Here is an 18,131-nt window from a genome sequence, read left to right as displayed (position 1 = left end):
ATGCGGACACGCCCTACCCTTATGGCTCTTGTTGCGCTGGCAACCGCACTGGTGCTCTGGCCCCTGATACGTTGGATTTCCCCTGCGCCGCTGCCGCCGGTCGCGACACGCGAACCCCCACAGGCGCCGCTTGCGGTCTTTCACCTTGGCCATTCCCTGGTCGGGCCGGAGGTGCCGCACATGCTGGCACAACTGGCCCCCCAGGGGCATCTCTGGAACAGCCAGCTTGGCTCTGGTACCGCACTGAAAGAACACTGGGAGCCGGAACTGGCGATCCGCGACTTTGACACCGCCAACAGCTCCCCCGCCTACCGTGACGCGCGCAGCGCCATTGGATCGGGTGAATATGACGCCGTAGTCCTGACCGAGATGGTCGAGCTGCGCGACGCCCTGCGCTATTTTGATGGGGCAGAGTATTTTCACCGCTGGGCCGATCTGGCCCGCAGCAGCAACCCCGATACCCAGATCTTTCTATATGAAACCTGGCACCACCTGGATGACCCGGCAGGCTGGGAGACCCGGATCGCGCAGGATCTGGCACCGCTCTGGCTGGAAAAACTAACCGGCAAGGACAGCCGCGCCACGCCCGATCGCGCCGCCTATCTAATCCCGGCTGGACAGGTGATGGCGGCTGTTGCCCGCGCCGCCGAAGCAGGCGAGATCGACGGGCTGAAGGCACGCAGCGATCTGTTTAGCCGCAATGATCAAGGTGGCATTGATACCATCCACCTGAATGATCTGGGGGCTTATGTGGTGGCGCTGACCCATTATTCAGTGCTCTACCTGCGCCCGCCGCTGGGGTTGCCGCATCAGCTGACCCGCGCCAACGGCCTCCCAGCGCAGGCCCTGTCGGCACAGGGGGCCGCCGAGATTCAACGCATTGTCTGGCAGGTGGTTCAAGCCCAGCCCCGCAGCGGCTTTGCCGCCAAGGGGGGCGCCCAGGCGTCGGCAGACCCATGAACCTGGAAACCCTGATCACATCGGTATTGATGGTGGGGCATTCGCTGTTTGGCCCTGACAATCCGGTCATGCTGCAACAGCTGCTGGCGGAACAGTCCGCCGCCCCGGCCAAAATCACCGTCGAGGCCCAGATCATCAATGGCGCACCGCTCAGCTACAATTGGCAGCATGGCGATAGTGCCGAGGGCATCAACGCCCGGCAACGGCTTGCCGCCCCGGTGGATGTGGTCATCGTGACCGAAGCCATTCCCCTCGCCAATCATCTGAAGTGGAGCGGCACCGAACAGGCCATCACCCAGTATTATGAGCGCGCCCGCGCCACCAATCCCGAGGTGCGCTTTTACCTGCAGGAAACCTGGCACAGTCTTGCCAGCGGCACCGGCGTGCAGGTGCAGTTTGATGATGGGGCCGACCAGCCCTGGCGCAACCGCCTAGAGCAGGATCTGCCGCGCTGGCAGGCCCTGGTGGACGAGGTCAACAACAGCACGCAGGGCGATATTCGCCTATTGCCCGCCGGCCAGGCCATGGCGCGGCTGGATGATGCCATTCAGGCCGGAACAGTGCCGGGATTGCGCAATATCTCGCAGGTCTTTGCCGACGATATCCACCCCAATGCCATTGGATTTTATTACCTCAGCCTGGTGCAATATGTGGTGCTGTCCGGGCAGGATCCACGCGGGCTGCCGCATCAGCTGCATGACCGATGGGGCAAGGCCTTTGCCGCGCCAGCGCCCGCACTGGCCGCGCGCCTGCAAGAGCTGGCCTGGGCCGCCGCCCAGGGCGCAGATGTTGCCTCGCCCGCGCTGCCGCAGGATCCACCGCCGCCACCGGCAGAGCCCGCTATGGCACAGCTCAATGGGCCTGTGGCCCAGCCTGTGCCGCAGGCAAGCTCTCCACGCCATTCAGAGGCGCCGCCCCCGGAACGCCAGCCCATCGCCATGAACCTGATGCCCCTGGCCGATTGGAGCCCACAGGCACCATTCCTGGATCATTTCAAGACAGCGCGCCCCTGGGTTGGGCACCTACCGGGCCAGTGGGGCGGCGCAACAGAGGCCGACCTGAGGGCAGCCGGCTACCTTGATCCCGACGGCTGGCCGACTGCACTGCCACCCGAGCTTGGCTCTATCGGGACGGTGATCCTGACCGACCTGCCGGAAACTGCGCAATCGCTGGCCGGGCGCTATGTGCTGCGCTTTGAGGGCCAGGGCATTGTCGAAGTCTCAGGCCGGGCGCACAATCAGCGCTATGGCAAGGGCGAGGTGTCGTTTGACTACACCCCCGGCCCCGGCCCGGTTGAAATTCGCCTGCAGCGCATTGGCCGCGATGGCACTTATCCGCGCAATATCACCGTGGTCAGGGAAGACCAGCAAGAGGCCTTTGCCGCCGGCGAGATCTTTAATCCGCGCTGGCTTGATCTGCTGGACGGCTTTGCCGCGCTGCGCTTCATGGATTGGATGCAGACCAATAATTCACCGCTGATCGGCTGGGAGGACCGGCCCAGGGTCCGCGACTATTCCTGGGCGCGCAAGGGCGTGCCACTGGAGATCATGCTGGAGCTCGCCAATCAATTGGGCACTGACCCCTGGTTCAACATGCCACATCAGGCCGATGACAGCTATATCCGCAACTTTGCCAAACAGGTAGCGGCGGATCTGGACGCGGACCTCAAGACCTATGTGGAATATTCCAACGAGGTCTGGAACTGGCAGTTCGATCAGGCCCGCTGGGCGGACGAACAGGCGCAGGCCCGCTGGGGCGGCAAAGAGCTGTGGATGCAATTCTATGGCGGCCGTGCGGCCGAGGTCGCGCAGATCTGGGGGGCGGCCTTTGACAGTGCGCCACCAACGCGACTGGTGCGGGTTCTGGCCACCCAGACCGGCTGGCTGGGGCTGGAAGAACAAATCCTGACAGCGCCGCTCTGGCAGGCGGAAGAAGCCGACCGCCTGCCCCCTGCCCGCTATTTCGATGCCTATGCGGTGACCGGCTATTTTGGCGGCATCCTGGGGGTGAAAGACCGCGCGCCCATTGTGCGCGCCTGGATTGGCGACAGCCAGCAACACGCCCAACAGGCCGCCGCCGCAAAAGGCCTGCGTGGCGATGCCGCCCGCGTTTTCATCGCGGCGCATCAATACGATGTCGCCAGCGAACAGGCCGCGATAGAGCTGACCGACGGTCTGGTCACCGGCGATGCTACCGATACGCTCAGCGATTTGCTCGGCCGAGTGCTGCCCTACCACAAGGAGGTTGCCGATCGGCATGGGCTGGATCTGATCATGTATGAAGGCGGCAGCCATGTGGTGGGTATCGGCCCCATGGTCGAGGATGCGCTGCTCACCGGATTTTTCACCCATTTCAACTATACGCCCCAGATGGGCGCGCTTTACGCACAATTGCTTGCGCGCTGGCAGGAGCTGGGCGGCAGTCTGTTCACCGCCTATGCCGATGTCTCCGTGCCGGGGAAATGGGGCAGCTGGGGGGCGCTGCGCAGCCTCAGCGACAGCAACCCACGCTGGTCCGCATTGGAGGCGGTGAAATGACCTCGCCGCCCCGCTCTGTACCGTATGCCGCCACCGCGCCTCAGGTCAGTATCCTGATCCCGGCCCATAATGAGGCCGCCTATATCGCGTCCTGCCTGCAAGCCGTCTTTGCCTCTGATCCGCTACCAGAAGGTCAGCAGGGAGAGGTGCTTTTGCTGGCCAATGGCTGCAACGACGCCACGGTTGCGAATGCCAGGGCCGCCTTTGCCGCAGCCAGGGCAGAGGCCCCCCACTGGCACCTCACCGTCCTGGATCTGCCCGAAGGCGACAAACTCAAGGCGCTGAATGCAGGCGATGCGGTGGCGCGCGGCCGGGTGCTGATCTATCTGGACGCAGATGTCACGGTAGACCCCGCCTTGATTGGCCAGCTCACGCGCGCGCTCAGCACCGATCAGCCGCGCTATGCCAGCGGCACCCCCCAGATTGCCCCAGCCCAAAGCGCCCTGACACGGGCCTATGGCCGGTTTTGGACGCGCCTGCCCTTTGTGCAACAGGGGGTGCCTGGCTTTGGGCTCTTTGCAATGAACCGCGCCGGGCGGCGGCGCTGGCAGGACTGGCCCGACATTATTGCAGACGACAGTTTTGCCCGGCTGTCCTTTAGCCCCAGCGAACGGATCAAGCTGCCGGGGAAGTATCATTGGCCACTGGTAGAGGGGTTTCGCAATCTGACCCGCGTCAGGCGGCGACAAAACGCGGGTGTTGCGGAACTGGCGGAGACCCACCCCAAGCTGTTGGAAAATGATGACAAAGCGAACCCGAACTGGCGCGAAACCCTGCACCTGTTTGGGCAGGACCCCTCTGGTTTTGCCGCCTATGCACTGGTCACGCTGGCCGTAAAGACACCGCTGTTTCGATCAACTCAGCGCTGGACCCGAGGCCGCTGAACGCGGGATCTATATCCTAGATCTTGGGGCTTGCTGCGGCAAACAGCGTCGCCAGTTTCGCCGCCTCGCGGTCGCTGTCATGGCGTTCCAACACGCGCGCACGCCCCGCCTGCCCCATGGCGTCAAGCCTGGGCTGCGGTGTTTCAGCAAGATCGGTGATGGCACGGGCCAGAACACCCACCTCGCCCGCGGGAACCAGCCAGCCGGTTTGGCCCGGCAAGACCAGCTCGGGCGTGCCCGCAATATAGGTGGCCAGAACCGGACGCGCGGCCGCCATGGCCTCCATCACCACCATCGGCAGACCTTCGGCAAAGGAGGGCATGACCAGCGCATGCGACTCAGCCAACGCCTGTCGCACCCCAGCCTCTGATAGCCAACCAGTCAGGGTGACGTTGTATTGCAGCCCAAGGTCGGTGATCGCAGCCTCCAGTTCGGCGCGCATTTCGCCATCCCCAATGAGCGACAGATGTACCTGCGGGTGGGTCTTCACCACCTCGCCAAGCGACTGCAACAGGATCATCTGGCCCTTTTGTTCGACAAAGCGGCCAATGGCCGCCAAGCGCAGCGCCCCCTGCGGCACCGAGGCAGGCGCATCAAAGCGCGCCGGCTCAATGCCACAATGCACCACATGCAGCCGCTCCCAGGCGCTGAAATCCGCCCAACGGCTCAGTTGGCTCTTGCCGAAACTGCTGATCGCCACGGCAAAGCGCGCCCGGTTGACCTTTTCGCCCAGCGACAGGGCGAGCGGCGCGTCGAACTCTTCTGGACCATGGGTGGTGAAACTGTACCCCGGCCCCCCCAGTGCCTGCACCAGCAAGGCAACAGTACTGGCATTGGTGCCAAAATGGGCGTGCAGATGGGAAATTCCCCCCGCCCGGCATCGCTGAGCCACATAGCAGGCCTCGACCAGATAGATGAGATGGCGCAGCACCCCAACCTGCGAGACCCGGCCCAGCCGGATTGTCCGCCGCAGAGCCCGCAGCCAGGCCACTGGTGCACGCGCTGCCTGCGTCAGTGTCGCCACCAGAAGGTGCCAGGGACCCGCCTGCAGGACATAGTGTGTTTTCCCCGCTTCTGCCTGATCGCCCGGATCAACCAGTGTTGCCGAGCCAGGCCGCATGGCCAGCCGCAGCACGGTCAGGCCCTGACGTTCCAGCGCCTGGATTTCGCGGCGGATAAAACTATGGGACGGCTGCGGGTAACTGTTCAGGATATAAGCGATTTTCAAAGGCTCATGCTCCCGTCGGTCAGCCAGTACCTGGTCAGCGTAGCGGCTCTGTTGCGGCTTGCCTAGGGGGCTTTCCCGGATCGGGTTCGCAAAATACAGCCCCTGTTTTCAAAGCTGGTCCAATGGCCCACCAGCTGCCAGACTGTCTTGCCAGCGCGCCGCTTTCCTACCATGAATTCACCCAGGGCAGCCGCAGCAATTGACGCCCCTCCACGCACTGCATAGCCTCGCAAAATCCGCCCAAACGACCGCAGGGGCAGCCGCCCCACCATGGCCCATATGAATGGCCAGCAGGAGAAGACATGAAACAGATGGCGCAGCGTTTTTGGGGCACGGGACTGCTGGCCAGGGTGCTGCGCTCGGCCTCTTGGCTGATGATTGGCTATGGCAGCAGTCAGGCCCTGCGACTGGCCGCCAATCTGATCCTGGCGCGCCTGCTCTTCCCCGAGGCCTTTGGCCTGATGGCGCTGGTCACCGTCGTCACGGTGGGTCTGTCGCTGTTTTCGGACCTTGGGATTGGTCCATCAATTGCGCAGAACGCCCGCGGCGACGATCCCGAATTCCTCAACACCGCCTGGAGCCTTCAGGTGCTGCGCGGCTTTGCACTGTGGTTGCTGACTCTGGCGTTGGCATGGCCGATGGCGTGGTTCTACGCGGCACCAGAGCTGTTGTATTATCTGCCGATCGCCGGGATTGGCCTGGCGATTGCCGGCTTTTTCCCCACCAGGATCGAGACCGCACACCGCCACCTTTTGGTAGGGCGCGTTACCCTGCTGGATCTGTGCGCGCAGGCAATTGGCATTGGCTGCATGGTGCTGTTGGCCTGGATCAGCGGATCTGTTCTGGCCCTGGTGCTGGGCGGGGTGATCCAGGCCGCGGCCAAGCTGATGCTGACCCACTATGGCCTGCCGGGGCGGCGCAACCAATTCCGCTGGGAGCCTGCGGCCGCAAAGGAGCTGGTGCGCTTTGGCAAGTGGATTTTTCTGTCTACCGCCTTTTGGTTTTTGACCTCGCAGGGGGATCGCGCCATTTTAGGGAAATTCGTCTCGCTTGAGGTCCTGGGGATCTACAATATCGGCTTTTTTCTGGCGAGTTTTCCGATGCTTCTGGGGCATGCCATCAATCAGCGGCTGATGATCCCGGTCTACCGCGACAAGCCCATTTCGGCCGATCCGGCCAATCGGCGCAAACAGCGCCTGCTGCGGGCAGGGCTGACCGGTGCCATCCTGTCGATGCTGCTGCTGATGGCCTGGATTGGCCCCTGGCTGGTCGATGTTTTATATGATCCGCGCTATGCCCCGGCGGGGGCCATGATCGTGCTGATCTCGCTGGCGCTGGTGCCTGCGGTGATTACCATGACCTATGATCAGGCGGCACTGGCTGCGGGGGATAGCCGCTCGTTTTTTGTCTTCACTGCCAGCCGGGCGCTGCTGCAAACGGGCCTGTTTTTACTGGCAACCCTGTGGTTTGGCCTGCCCGGCGGGATTGTCGCCATGGGTGGGGGCATGCTGGTGGCCTATCCGGTACTGATATGGCTGGCGCGCAGGCATCAAGCCTGGGATCCGGTCCATGATCTGCTTTTTGCCATCCTTGCCGGGATCTGTGGCACCGGCGCAATCTATTGGCATTTCGGGCGGATACAGACCCTGGTCACCACCCTGGTGCCTCCACTAGGTTAATCAACAGTGGTGAGGAGCAAATCAGCGGCGGGCTGTTTTTTGCCGTCGGACAGCGCCCCTGCCGCGCAAGCCAGAGAACAAGCGTCCCCAAAGCCCGGCACCGCGCCCCGATGCCGCGCGCAACACCGGGATCGCAACCACTGGCTCCAGGCCCGTTTCGCGCTCCATCTGTTTTGCCGTGCGCAGAACCGGGGTGCGCAATTCTAGCGCAAAGGCGACCGCTAACGCCACCAGAATGCTGGCCACGCCCCCCATCACGGCCTTTTTCTTGCGTGATCCGGTCGAGGGATAATCCGCCAATCCGGCAGGCTCCAGAACGGTCAGGCGCTCTCCCTGCCGCGAAGTTTCAAGACGAAAGCCGACTTCGGCCTCGTTGCGCCGGGCTGACACCACTTCCAGCTCTCCCTGCAGGGCCTGCACCTGCCGGGTATAGGCCCCCAGCTGACGCTGCACTTCGGGCGTGGTCTGCAGGGCTGCTTCCAGCTCGCGTTTGCGTTGCGTCAAGAGGGCATGCTGGGCGTCCAGGGTTTCAAGCTGTTCCTGCGCTTCGGCCAGCAGACGGCGTGCAGTCGCCGGGCGTTCCGTGGCGCTGGCCTGATCGGCCTCACGCCGGATCAGGATCTTTTCACGGGCGATATCCAGCAGGCCCTGGTTGATTGCCGTCACTTCGCTGCGGCGAAATTCGACCGTCCCAGGCAGGACCACGTCATTGGCCGCATGAAAGGACGCGATTTCATCTTCCAGCACGGCGATCTGACTGCTCAGCGCCGCTTCCTTTTCCGCAAAGAAGCTCAGGGTTTCGCGGGCCTGTTCGATCCGGCTGCTGACGCTCAGCTCGATGGTACGGCGGCCAAATTCGCTGGCCACCTGCTGCGCCTGCAGAGCCGTTGGCATCGTCGCCGAGATGGTCAGAACCGAAATGGTGCCGTCGTCGGTAAAGCCTTCGCGCGCCGCCGCCACCCCGGTGATATTGACCGCGTTACGCAGCCGCACAACCTTTTCGGTCGAGGTAAGGCTTGGCTGGTCCTGATAGAGGCCAAATTTTTCGATGATCTCCAGCAGGCTACCACGCGCCATCAGGCGCTGTTCGATCAGCTGCATCCGCCGCGCCGAAGATCCCTCGACGGTAGAGCGCGCCAAATCATCTGCAATAGTGGGGCGGGTGACCTGCAGCACCTCGGTGCTACCGTACATATGCTGCTGATTCAGCGCCAGCCAGAGCGATAGAATGCTACCTAATACAATGACATAGACAATCGCGGCGGCGCGGCGGCGCAGCATACGGAAGAAATCCGTCAGTGAAAAAATAGGCCCCATGGCTCTGCTTTCTTTGTGGTCGCGTCCCCGGCACTGGGTCACGGTTACCCCAGCCTAGATCATAGCAACCGGGCAAAACTGTGACCGGCATGGGTCAACTGATGGCCAGCCAGCCGCGCCAGTGATCGTCAGGACGCACCCTATGTGTGTTCTGTCTATTCGGCCCGGTTCAGCACCACCCCAAGCAGCGGCGCGTGCCCGGCCAGCATCTTTTCGCAGGCCGCAAGTTCTGCGGCGGTGGTCCGCGTGCCATCCGAGATCAGCAGCACCCCATCGACCTGCGGCAAGAAGGCAGCAACATCATCATGTTCCAGAACCGGTGGCAGATCAAACAGTACCGTCTCGGCGCTGGTCGCATCTATCATATCGGCAATGGCCGCTGCCGCGCGGGGATCATGCAACAAGTCAGAAGCATTTTGATCTGGCGCGCTATTGCTGCCCACGGCCAATGTATCGCTCAGGCGTTGCAGATGCTGATCAAAGGTCGCCTTTTGTGCCAGGAACGCTGCCATGTTGCCATGTGGGGCAATGCCCAGCGCCTGAGCAACGCCGGGTTGGCGAAAGTTCATATCCATCAACAGGCTGCGGCTTTCGGGAACCCGCGCCAGGCTAAGCGCCAGATTGACCGCGCAGAAGGTGGTTCCGCCGCCCGCCCTGGGGCTGGTAACTGCGACCCGCGACCAGCCATGCGCATTGAGGCTGTGCAACAGCCGGGTACGCAACAGATCAAAGGCACGCGCCGTTGGTGAGGCCCGAAATGCGCTCACCAAAGGCAGGCGAGATGCCTTTGGCCCGCCAAAATCAAAAGGAATTTGTTCGATCTGATTCCAGGGATCAAAGCGGGTTGGCAACACTTCCATTGGTGGCTGTATGATATCGACACGCGATTGCGCTGCCAGGTTTAGCGGCCGCCGGCGTCGGCCTGTCACGGGCACATCTTCTACAGCCGCCGCCGGTTTGGCGGCAGGCGCAGTATTTTCCTGCCCGAATTCAGCCTCAGGCTCTGGTTGATATCCGCGGTCCAGAAATGGTTCTGCAGCTGGTTCTGGCCGTTGGTCTGCTGCTTGGTCCGACGTGGACTGCCGGTTACGGCGGCGAAACCTCTTGAATCCCTGTTGCGTCATGCGATCCTCACCGTCCGGTTCAAAAGCGCGCGCTGGCCCGTCGCTGGCAGCGCCGCTGGCTGGACGACCGATGGGACGACCAACTGGGGCTGATACAGCAAAATGCTTCATACGTCATCTCCTGACAGATCCAACATTGAGGGCCGCAAAATGCCCTGGCCAATACTCGGCAAATCCCCGGCGACGCGCGTCCTGTTCTGGGGGCCCACACATGCTACCCTCATAATTCCTGCCCTTGCAAACCTCTGACCGGCCCATCTGGTTGCTGTGCCCATGTGCCAAACCGCCTATACTGCCGCGCAACAGATCCTGATCTCGGGGCTTGGCCTGTGACGGCCACACTCAACCACATAGAGATTAATATCCCGTGCCCCTGGCCACCACGCCGATGGTACGCCACAGCAGGCGCAGATCCTGCCGCAGCCCCATTTGGCGCAGATAGCTGGCATCGGCCGTCGCCCGCGCAGCAAAGCTGCTCTCGTTGCGGGTAGAGACCTGCCAGATCCCGGTAATGCCAGGCTTGACGGTAAAATAGGCGAAAGGCTCCCCATAGAGCGGCAATTGCTCGGGCAGCATCGGGCGCGGGCCAACCAGGCTCATCTCTCCGGTGAAGACATTCCAGAGTTGCGGCAATTCATCCAGAGAGGTCATGCGCAAAATGCGCCCAATCCGGGTAATGCGCGGATCAGATTTCAGCTTTTGGGTGGTCTCCCATTCATGGCGCAGCTTGGGGTCGTTTTGCAAATATCCTTGCAACCGCGCATCCGCGTCCCGCACCATGGTGCGTAGTTTGTAGATGCGAAACCGCTTGCCATTTTGGCCCAGGCGTTCCTGGCTGTAAAACGGCAGGCCGCTTTCCAGCCACAAAATCAGGGCACAAAATACGACGACAGGCAGGACCACCGGCAACGCCAATACCACAAGGGTCAGATCCAGCACCCGCTTACCGACCACTGAATAGGCCGTTTTCTTCTGTTCTGTGATCAGCGCAACGCTGCCGCCCATGGGACGCTCTTGCGAAGCCTTTGAGATCTGCAAAGGCAGCCCAGATAGAGCCCATACCTGCTCCACTCTTTCCGAGACGAAATCTTTCATCGTATTCCCCTGCACTCAATACTGGTGTCCCAGGGATTGCCCCCCTGGAAACCTCGGCTTTCAAATGTCCTATTGCCCACAACAGCAGCGAAGCGGGCTATATCGTCACCTTCAAAGCGTGTCTCGAAACATGCCCCCACATGCTTCGCGCCTGATAAGATGCCTGGCCCAATGGCCGCGTCGCTCATTCAAGCGACAGCATTCGATGACATCTACAATTTAGCCATTTTTGCGAAAATTATAACTAAAGGATAGGAAATATGACAAAATCAGGCCCAGGTCGCGCGAAAATGGAAACAATCCATCCTCTCGCCGCAAAACTATCCCCAAATGATTGCAATCGACGAAGGGCACACCCTTTTTTCGACCCTAAAATTGCCTGATTCCTGACACGTGCCTGACGCCTCTTTCCTCAGGCCCGCGCTGCGGCCTTTGCCTCGGATGCTGGGAAGCAGAGCAAACAGAGGGCGGCAACAGGACTGGCCCAAGAGGGTTTGAAACCGGCGCAGCACAGGCTATGACACGGGCGATCATCCTGAAGGCAGGCCTCAGGCCCGACACGTTTCACAAAGGGAGCAAGACAATGTGCTCAGCCCACAGCCAAAACAACTGGACCGCCGCATGGGTTGGGAGCAACGAGGTCACCCTTTGGACCATGTCGGCACGCGAGGTTGTGCAACGCCATAGCACCCTCCGCAGCCAATCCGATGCGCAGCAGGATTTGCTGACCGCCCTTCAACAGGCAGAGGTGTCGACGCGCGATCCAATTCTGGCCTGTGGTCTTTCTCAGGCGGCAGCGGTAGAGGTCCCCGCCAAGCCCGCGGAACTGGCACCAGTGCAGCTGGATATTGCCCCTTGGCACCTGTTGGCCCTGTCCGGTCTGCGCCAGAAGACCCCCCTGGCGCTGATGCAAGGCCACACCGCGCAGATTGGCGGCTTTCTCGCGCTCAACCCGAAATGGGACGGGGTGATCTGCCTGCCGGGTGCTGTCACCCATTGGGTTCAGGTCAGCGCCGCCGAAGTGGTCAGTTTTCAAAGCACCCTGTCCAGCGGTCTCCAGGCCGCCCTGGCGCAGCAATTATCCATTGACGACGATTGGTCTGAAAGCGCCCTGAAGGACGCCGTGGCCGAAACCATGTCGCGCCCCGAACGCCTTGCCGCGCGACTGGCCGAATTGCATGCAAACCATCAGCTGCAGGCGGCGCAAAACCCCGAAATCTCTGGCAGGCTTTGGGGCTATTTGCTGGGGGCAGAACTGTCAGCAGCCCGGCCCTATTGGCTGGGGCAAAATCTGGCCCTCATTGGTTCCGACCATAAGGCGGCCCCCTATCTGGCAGCCCTGTCGGCCCAGGGGCTGCCCGTCACCCAGGCCGACCCTACGCGCATGGCGCTAGAGGGGCTGATCGCCGCCTGGCGCCGCCTGAACGACACGACCGACGCAGGGCCCCCAGCGAGTTAGGCCCGCTGTTGGTGGCGCGCCCCTTTGGCGGGGGGCGTTTCCACCGGTCCTGCAAAACATTGTGCAACCTCCATCCAGCGCGCCGCCGCCGCGCCGCAGGTTTCCAGGCTGGTGTCGGCAATGTTGCGGACCTGGGTCACCACCTGGGCAAATTCGACCGCTGCACCGCGCACCAGGTTATCCTCTTGCGGGGTGTTCCAAGTCCAGACCGCCCCGGACGGGCCGGTAAGTTCGACATAGGGCGCAGGCTCTGGCGCAGCTTCACCGCGATTGGCAAAGGTCCAGCCATAGGTCGACACCCCCAGATGGGCGATATTGCGGATCCGGTCCTGCTCTATCCGGTCGATCCCCAACACATCAAAGATCTCCTGGCCGTGGGCCCAGGTCTCCATCTGGCGGGCGGTAATCGCGCTCAGCGCGCTCATATCCGGACCAATCCACTTCACCCGCTGCTTGGGGTCGGCTTTAGCATAGGCATCGGCGCAGCTATCGGCACCGGCACGCCAGGCCTCGAACAGGGGCCGACCTGACAGCCCATCGAGCCAGCCAAACTGGCTTTGCAGGATCGATTTCCCCGCCTGCATCTCTGCCAAGATCGGGCTGATGAAGGCATCAAACGGCCCGGCCCCTTGCAACGCGGTCTCGGCCGCCACGTTGAACAGGTGCAGGTGCCCCAATACGTGATCAATCGTCCAATCCTTGAACTGGGTCACCCGGTGCAGATCTGCCTCTGGCAGATCCTGCAGCACCGCCGCCAAGGCTTGGCTTTCGGCGCGAAAATCATTCGCTTGTTGCATGGTCTTCTCCCTCATCTTCCGCACTCTGTCTCAATCAAATGCCGCTGCGTCCGATCCCCAACAGCTGATTGGACAGACCATGCGTTCTGTTTTACGATTCTGCAAAAAGGATAGGCAGATGGGCGCAGGAACCAAAGACCAACCGAACGTCACGCCCCGCCGCGTGGCCCAGACCCGCAGCCGCATTCTGGAAGCCGTGATCACCAGCCTGGACGAGGTGGGGTATTCGGAATGTTCAATCAACCGGGTGCAGCAGCTTGCTGGCGTATCGCGCGGCGCTCTGACGCATCACTTTCCCAGCAAGGAAGACATCATGGTGCAGACACTGCTGCAACTGTTGGCGCCAGTGCGCGGCCCGGCCTCGCCTACCGAAGAGGCCCAGTTGTTGCAACCCACCCCCGAGATGGGCACCCTGCCCGATCAGCTGCAACACCTATGGCACCGGGTGATCAACACCCGCGAGGGACGCGCCCTGATGGAGATCCTGGTGGCGGCCCGCACCGATCCTGCCCTGAGCGCCCGTATTACCCCCGCGCTTTGGGCCTATAATGACGATTTCAACCGCAATATTGCCCATCTGTACCAAGCCAGCGCTGCCCACGCCAAAGAGTTCTCTTTGCTCTGGTCGATCTGCCGCAGTTTCATGCGCGGACTGCACAGTCAGGCGGCCTATGAACGTGACCCGGAAATCATCACCAAAATGGTTGATCTGTTTGGCCGCATCATGGCGCCCCACCTTTCGCCCCGCTCCCCGGCAGAAGGCCCGCCAGCCGCGCCCTAGGGCCAAAGACCTGCGCACCCTGCCTATTCAATACCCACGAGACCTCAATACACACGCGACGGGGCGCAGGGCTGTCAGTTTTGATCGTGCCGCATCATCGGCCCGAAATTGGCAGAGCTGCCGCTGTGGCCCCTCCCCCCGTGGCACGCTGGGCGTCACGGCAAGGGCTTGGTCTTGAACAGCCTGATCTTCAAACCGCCATGCGCGACCGGAGCAGACAGGGGCAAAAGCGGCAGCCCCGTGGCCTTGGCCAGCCCGGTTTCACTGGTGACAATCCCCACTCGCCAGCCTGAGAACCGCTCCATCAGGGTTTTACCCAGCGCACCATAGAGGGCAAAGAGCAGCTTTTTGTTGCCAATCCGGGCGCCGTAAGGCGGGTTGACGATGACCAGTCCGGGCGGGCCCTTGGGCGGCATCAGGTCGCTGACCGCCTGATGGCTGAATGTCGTACACCCGGCTACACCGGCGCGCTCTGCGTTGGCACTGGCCATTTCGACAGCGCCCGCATTGCGGTCAGAGCCGTAAAAGTGCAACGTCGCGATATCCACATCCGCCGGGGTCAGGTCGGCCTTCAGCCTCGCATAGGCCTCGGCGTCGAAACTGGCCAGCTGTTCAAAGGCAAAGGCGCGGCTGCGCCCTGGCACCAGACCCAGCGCAATTTCGGCGGCTTCGATCACAAAAGTGCCAGAGCCACACATCGGATCGACCACAGGCTCACCGCCATCAAAGCCGCAATCGCGCAGGAAGAGCGCCGCCAGGTTTTCCCGCATCGGCGCCTTGCCCACGGCCGATTTATGGCCGCGTTTGTGCAGCCCCTCGCCCGAGGTATCGACACTGAACTGGCACATATTGTCATCAATACGCAGCTTGAGCGTCAGCGCCGCGTCTTTGGATAGGCTGGCACCAAAGCTTTCTACCAATGCAGTTTCAACCCGCTGCGCAGCGGCCCCGGCGTGATAAATCTTGGATTTCTTGTTGGTGGTCACTTCCACCTTCAGGGACACATCCTTGCGCAGGATGTCACCCCAGGGGAATTTGCGCGATCGCTTGTCCAGCTGGGCCAGATGAAAGGCGCGGAACTCACCGATGCGCGCCAGCACGCGGGCAGCCCCGCGCAGGCACAGGTTCGCCCGCCAGACCTCGCGCCAGTCGCCCTGGACGGTAACGCCACCGGGAACGGATTTGGCAGCGACAAAGCCCGCTTCTTTAGCTTCGGCCAGCAGGGCAGGTTCAAGCCCCGGCGCTGCAGTCAGGAAGATCTCAAATGTGTCTGTATGGTTCATGTGCCCTCATACCGCGAATTTTCTCTGTCGGCGATGGCTATTTACCGCGGCACCTGTCTCCCTTGCGTGGCACGCGACGGCACCATGGCGTGGACGAAGGCTTTGCGCAGGAAGTCGGCTTTGCAAAATCTAGGCACAATTTGTAAACAGTCTTCAGGAACGTACTCAAGGTCCTCCATTTGGCGCAGTCCGTATCCAAAGTGAGCCTTGTCAGCCAAATAATGCAGCCTACTCGCGATGTTGCGGCAGCCACATTTAAATTTGGTTAGGAGAAACTTGATAATAGGTTGGGTTCAGGTATGTACTCGGCGCCCAGATAGTCGGGCACGTGTTCTAATGCGCAGAGGAAATGACGCGTGAAGCGACTGCAAGTAGACGAACTCTATGCCATTTTGGATGCTGTGGGCATAGCTGTAATCGTTTTGGAGGTCGGTGACGACGGAATCCCCCGATACATCGCGATTAACAAGCGGTCTCGGGAAATGGCCAAGCTCCCTGAGAACGGTTGGTTCAGGAAGTCAGCTTTAGAGTTGTTTGGTGGTTCTACTGGAGAACGAGCGCTTGCTGTTCAAAAGGACGTGGTGCGTTCTGCCAAAGAAACTACCTATGAAATCAATTTGCCGGCCATTTCGGGGACCCGATACATTCGGAACACGATGACCCCCGTTTTTGATCAAGCGGGACGGCTCACTCACCTCGTTGGCTCAATGGAAGATCTGACTTCTGAACGCGAACGTGACGCGGCTTTGGAGCTTACCAGGATAGCCAAAGAAAAGGCGGAAGAAGCGAACAAGGCCAAAGAACGGTTTTTGGCCAATATGAGCCATGAAATCAGGACCCCTATGAACGGCATTCTTGGTATCTGTGAGTTGTTGCGAGAGACCAACTTGGATCACGAGCAGTCGCTATTTGCGAGTACAATTTTCAATTCTGCCAATGCGTTGCTGGAAATCATCAATGAGGTGTTAGATTATTCGCAGATAACGGCGGACAAGGTCTCGTTGCGGAATGAACCTTTTTCATTGCGTGTTCTTGTTGAGGACATTGCAGTACTCCTTTCCGCAAAAACGGCCTACAAGGGGCTGGATTTTCGTGTGAACTATCCAGAAGGCGTCTCATCAACGTTCATCGGGGATGTCAACAAAGTCCGTCAAGTCCTGTTGAATCTGATAGGTAACGCGATAAAATTCACTGAAGAAGGGCATGTTTCAGTCACGGTTTCCCATGATCACGGGCGACAGACAGGCCCACTTCGGTTCCAGGTTTCAGATACTGGCTGCGGAATTGAGAAAAGCAAGCTGCGCAGCATCTTCTCAGCCTTTGAACAAGCAGGTGGTTCGCCCAAAGCGGTCTCGGAAGGCACAGGTCTTGGGCTCGCGATTTCACAGGCACTTGTTGAGCGCATGGGGGGAGAGATCTCGGTCGATTCTACGCCCGGCGAAGGCTCGACTTTTATCGTATCGCTTGACCTGACGGCGCAGGCTTCGACAGGCGACATCTCCACAGCAGTAAAGGAGACGCCATCGCCAGATCGGTTAGCTACAGGTATCACCCATGAAGCCGTTTTTTCGGAGACAACCGATTTGAAAGGGCTGAACGGACTGCGAATACTCGTGGCCGAGGACAATCTGACCAATCAGTTGATTGTTGAAAAAATGCTCAATAAATCAGGTGTAGATCTCAAGTTTGCAGCGAATGGAGCACTCGCGCTTGAGGCCTATCTCGCTTCGGAATACGATCTGATACTGATGGATCTTTCCATGCCGGTTATGGGCGGCCTCGAAGCGACCCAAAGGATCCGCAAACACGAGAAAGATACCGGGCGAGCACCGTGTAAGATTATTGCGCTGACCGCAAATGCACAGAAAAGCGACATAAAAGCCTGTACTGAAAACGGCATGAATGGCTTTTTGTCAAAGCCATTTCGAAAGCATGAGCTGATAACCTGCCTGAGCTCATTGGATTGAAACGTTGCTCACATAACCTTTAAAGTCTTGCTTGGTTTACCGCAGGATATTCCGGAATTACGCGCATGCAGCGGCTAACTGGAAGCACGCGCCCATGAAGCAAAGTGCTCCACTTCGGCAAAACGCGGATGATCGCTGCGGCTCACCGCCCAAAAAGTTCTGCCGGGCAAAACCGCGTCAGACAGGCGCACTAGGTGCCCGGCTGCGACAGCGGCGCCAGCCAACACGCTGGAAGCCAGTACCACGCCCTGACCTGCAAGCGCCGAGTCAATGGCATTGATTTCCTCGGAAAAGTGCTGTGTGATTTCCGGCACCTCCCCCCCGAGCCCGGCTGCGTGAGACCAGCGCTGCCAGCTAGGCGACGCTTCCGCGCCGCAATTCCAGCGGTACTGGATCAGCGGCAGGCGCAAAATACCGGCGTCATCGTGGATCGGAGTCCGGCGCAGCAGTTCCGGCGCGCAGAGCGGAATCAGGCTGTCTTCGAACAGCGGCAGCCAATGATCTTGGGGCTGCGGCTGGACTGCGTAGCGAACCGCAAAGTCGACATCGCTACCGGACAGGTCTACCGGCTGGTTGTCGGCCTCGACCTTCAGGTTCAGCCCGGTCTGACTGCGCAATGCGGGCAGGCGCCGCATGAGCCAGAGGCTGGCAAAAGCCACCGTGACGGAAACCGTCAGCGGGCGGTCCGTATCCAGCTGCGAAATCCCTGCGATGGCACTGCTCATGCGGTCGAAACTCTCGCGCAGCACCGGATACAATGCCGCGCCTTCTGCCGACAGGCGGATCGGGCGCGGATAGCGGTGGAAGAGTTTCACCTCCAGGATCTCTTCCAGCTGGCGGATCTGGTGGCTGATCGCGGTTGGCGTCAGGTGAAGCTCGGCCGCGGCTCGGGCGAAATGCAGATGCCGGGCGGCGGCTTCAAAAGCACGTAGCGCGTGGAGCGGAGGCAGGCGCCGCATCGGTTCAATCCTTTCCGTTCGGGGTGGAGCCAGGGTGAATTTCATTCATCCTGACCATGAA

At 60.8% G+C, this 18,131-nt stretch carries 14 protein-coding genes; 7 read left to right on the top strand and 7 right to left on the bottom strand.

What is annotated here, in order from left to right; genetic code table 11:
* The 3 genes from ACN0VH_RS15050 to ACN0VH_RS15040 are packed head-to-tail and all read left to right on the top strand — an operon-like array spanning position 1 to position 4,381.
* A complete protein-coding gene (locus ACN0VH_RS15050) occupies positions 1-960 on the top strand; it encodes a hypothetical protein (protein WP_417701052.1) in 960 nt (319 codons plus the stop codon).
* Positions 957-3,497, top strand: a complete 2,541-nt coding sequence (locus tag ACN0VH_RS15045) for a hypothetical protein (RefSeq protein ID WP_278921413.1) — start codon at positions 957-959, stop codon at positions 3,495-3,497. Before ACN0VH_RS15050 ends, ACN0VH_RS15045 begins: the two co-directional genes overlap by 4 nt.
* The gene (locus ACN0VH_RS15040) at positions 3,494-4,381 is read left to right on the top strand and encodes a glycosyltransferase family 2 protein (protein ID WP_417701051.1); all 888 of its coding nucleotides are present in this window, start codon (positions 3,494-3,496) and stop codon (positions 4,379-4,381) included. Before ACN0VH_RS15045 ends, ACN0VH_RS15040 begins: the two co-directional genes overlap by 4 nt.
* Positions 4,382-4,397: 16 nt before the next feature.
* Here the strand turns inward: ACN0VH_RS15040 and ACN0VH_RS15035 are convergent, their stop codons facing one another.
* Positions 4,398-5,609 (bottom strand): glycosyltransferase, encoded by a 1,212-nt coding sequence (locus tag ACN0VH_RS15035; protein ID WP_417701050.1) that lies wholly within the window; start codon positions 5,607-5,609, stop codon positions 4,398-4,400.
* Positions 5,610-5,911: 302 nt separating this feature from the next.
* On the opposite strand from ACN0VH_RS15035, the gene ACN0VH_RS15030 reads away from it, so the two are divergent.
* On the top strand, positions 5,912-7,288 hold the full coding sequence (locus tag ACN0VH_RS15030; RefSeq protein ID WP_278921416.1) for an oligosaccharide flippase family protein: 1,377 nt from the start codon (positions 5,912-5,914) through the stop codon (positions 7,286-7,288).
* Positions 7,289-7,309: 21 nt separating this feature from the next.
* On the opposite strand, the gene ACN0VH_RS15025 is transcribed toward ACN0VH_RS15030, so the two are convergent.
* From ACN0VH_RS15025 to ACN0VH_RS15015, 3 genes are all read right to left on the bottom strand, one after another.
* Positions 7,310-8,605, bottom strand: coding sequence for a GumC domain-containing protein (locus ACN0VH_RS15025; RefSeq protein WP_417701049.1), 1,296 nt, complete (start codon positions 8,603-8,605; stop codon positions 7,310-7,312).
* 155 nt (positions 8,606-8,760) lie between these two features.
* Positions 8,761-9,840 (bottom strand): CpsD/CapB family tyrosine-protein kinase, encoded by a 1,080-nt coding sequence (locus ACN0VH_RS15020; RefSeq protein WP_417701048.1) that lies wholly within the window; start codon positions 9,838-9,840, stop codon positions 8,761-8,763.
* 246 nt (positions 9,841-10,086) lie between these two features.
* Positions 10,087-10,734 carry a sugar transferase gene (locus tag ACN0VH_RS15015; RefSeq protein ID WP_417701047.1) on the bottom strand — a complete coding sequence of 216 codons (648 nt, stop codon included), beginning with the start codon at positions 10,732-10,734 and terminating at the stop codon, positions 10,087-10,089.
* 673 nt (positions 10,735-11,407) lie between these two features.
* On the opposite strand from ACN0VH_RS15015, the gene ACN0VH_RS15010 reads away from it, so the two are divergent.
* On the top strand, positions 11,408-12,283 hold the full coding sequence (locus ACN0VH_RS15010) for a 2-dehydro-3-deoxygalactonokinase (RefSeq protein WP_417701046.1): 876 nt from the start codon (positions 11,408-11,410) through the stop codon (positions 12,281-12,283).
* On the opposite strand, the gene ACN0VH_RS15005 is transcribed toward ACN0VH_RS15010, so the two are convergent.
* Complete coding sequence (locus ACN0VH_RS15005; RefSeq protein WP_278921421.1) at positions 12,280-13,080, bottom strand: TIGR03084 family metal-binding protein; 801 nt, start codon at positions 13,078-13,080, stop codon at positions 12,280-12,282. The two genes, ACN0VH_RS15010 and ACN0VH_RS15005, sit on opposite strands and share 4 nt — an antisense overlap.
* 118 nt (positions 13,081-13,198) lie before the next feature.
* Here ACN0VH_RS15005 and ACN0VH_RS15000 point away from each other — a divergent pair, with 118 nt between their 5' ends.
* Positions 13,199-13,861: a TetR/AcrR family transcriptional regulator gene (locus ACN0VH_RS15000; protein WP_417701045.1), complete on the top strand. Its 663-nt coding sequence runs from the start codon at positions 13,199-13,201 to the stop codon at positions 13,859-13,861.
* Positions 13,862-14,016: 155 nt separating this feature from the next.
* Here the strand turns inward: ACN0VH_RS15000 and ACN0VH_RS14995 are convergent, their stop codons facing one another.
* A complete protein-coding gene (locus ACN0VH_RS14995; RefSeq protein ID WP_417701044.1) occupies positions 14,017-15,144 on the bottom strand; it encodes a THUMP domain-containing class I SAM-dependent RNA methyltransferase in 1,128 nt (375 codons plus the stop codon).
* Positions 15,145-15,500: 356 nt separating this feature from the next.
* On the opposite strand from ACN0VH_RS14995, the gene ACN0VH_RS14990 reads away from it, so the two are divergent.
* On the top strand, positions 15,501-17,111 hold the full coding sequence (locus tag ACN0VH_RS14990) for an ATP-binding protein (RefSeq protein ID WP_417701043.1): 1,611 nt from the start codon (positions 15,501-15,503) through the stop codon (positions 17,109-17,111).
* Positions 17,112-17,185: 74 nt separating this feature from the next.
* Here the strand turns inward: ACN0VH_RS14990 and ACN0VH_RS14985 are convergent, their stop codons facing one another.
* Entirely contained in the window at positions 17,186-18,115 is a 930-nt protein-coding gene (locus ACN0VH_RS14985; protein ID WP_417701042.1) for a LysR substrate-binding domain-containing protein, read from the bottom strand.
* Between the last annotated feature and the right edge of the window lie 16 nt (positions 18,116-18,131).

This window comes from Pseudophaeobacter sp., assembly GCF_048267565.1.
GTDB lineage: Bacteria > Pseudomonadota > Alphaproteobacteria > Rhodobacterales > Rhodobacteraceae > Pseudophaeobacter > Pseudophaeobacter profundi.
Note: the sequence above shows the minus strand (reverse complement) of the source record. Positions and strands in the feature narration are given on the sequence as shown.

Coding starts and splice junctions, on each gene's coding strand:
- ACN0VH_RS15050 (WP_417701052.1), top strand. CDS start 1: ATGCGGACACGCCCTACCCTTATGGCTCTTGTTGCGCTGGCAACCGCA.
- ACN0VH_RS15045 (WP_278921413.1), top strand. CDS start 957: ATGAACCTGGAAACCCTGATCACATCGGTATTGATGGTGGGGCATTCG.
- ACN0VH_RS15040 (WP_417701051.1), top strand. CDS start 3,494: ATGACCTCGCCGCCCCGCTCTGTACCGTATGCCGCCACCGCGCCTCAG.
- ACN0VH_RS15030 (WP_278921416.1), top strand. CDS start 5,912: ATGAAACAGATGGCGCAGCGTTTTTGGGGCACGGGACTGCTGGCCAGG.
- ACN0VH_RS15025 (WP_417701049.1), bottom strand. CDS start 8,605: ATGGGGCCTATTTTTTCACTGACGGATTTCTTCCGTATGCTGCGCCGC.
- ACN0VH_RS15020 (WP_417701048.1), bottom strand. CDS start 9,840: ATGAAGCATTTTGCTGTATCAGCCCCAGTTGGTCGTCCCATCGGTCGT.
- ACN0VH_RS15015 (WP_417701047.1), bottom strand. CDS start 10,734: ATGGGCGGCAGCGTTGCGCTGATCACAGAACAGAAGAAAACGGCCTAT.
- ACN0VH_RS15010 (WP_417701046.1), top strand. CDS start 11,408: ATGTGCTCAGCCCACAGCCAAAACAACTGGACCGCCGCATGGGTTGGG.
- ACN0VH_RS15005 (WP_278921421.1), bottom strand. CDS start 13,080: ATGCAACAAGCGAATGATTTTCGCGCCGAAAGCCAAGCCTTGGCGGCG.
- ACN0VH_RS15000 (WP_417701045.1), top strand. CDS start 13,199: ATGGGCGCAGGAACCAAAGACCAACCGAACGTCACGCCCCGCCGCGTG.
- ACN0VH_RS14995 (WP_417701044.1), bottom strand. CDS start 15,144: ATGAACCATACAGACACATTTGAGATCTTCCTGACTGCAGCGCCGGGG.
- ACN0VH_RS14985 (WP_417701042.1), bottom strand. CDS start 18,115: ATGAAATTCACCCTGGCTCCACCCCGAACGGAAAGGATTGAACCGATG.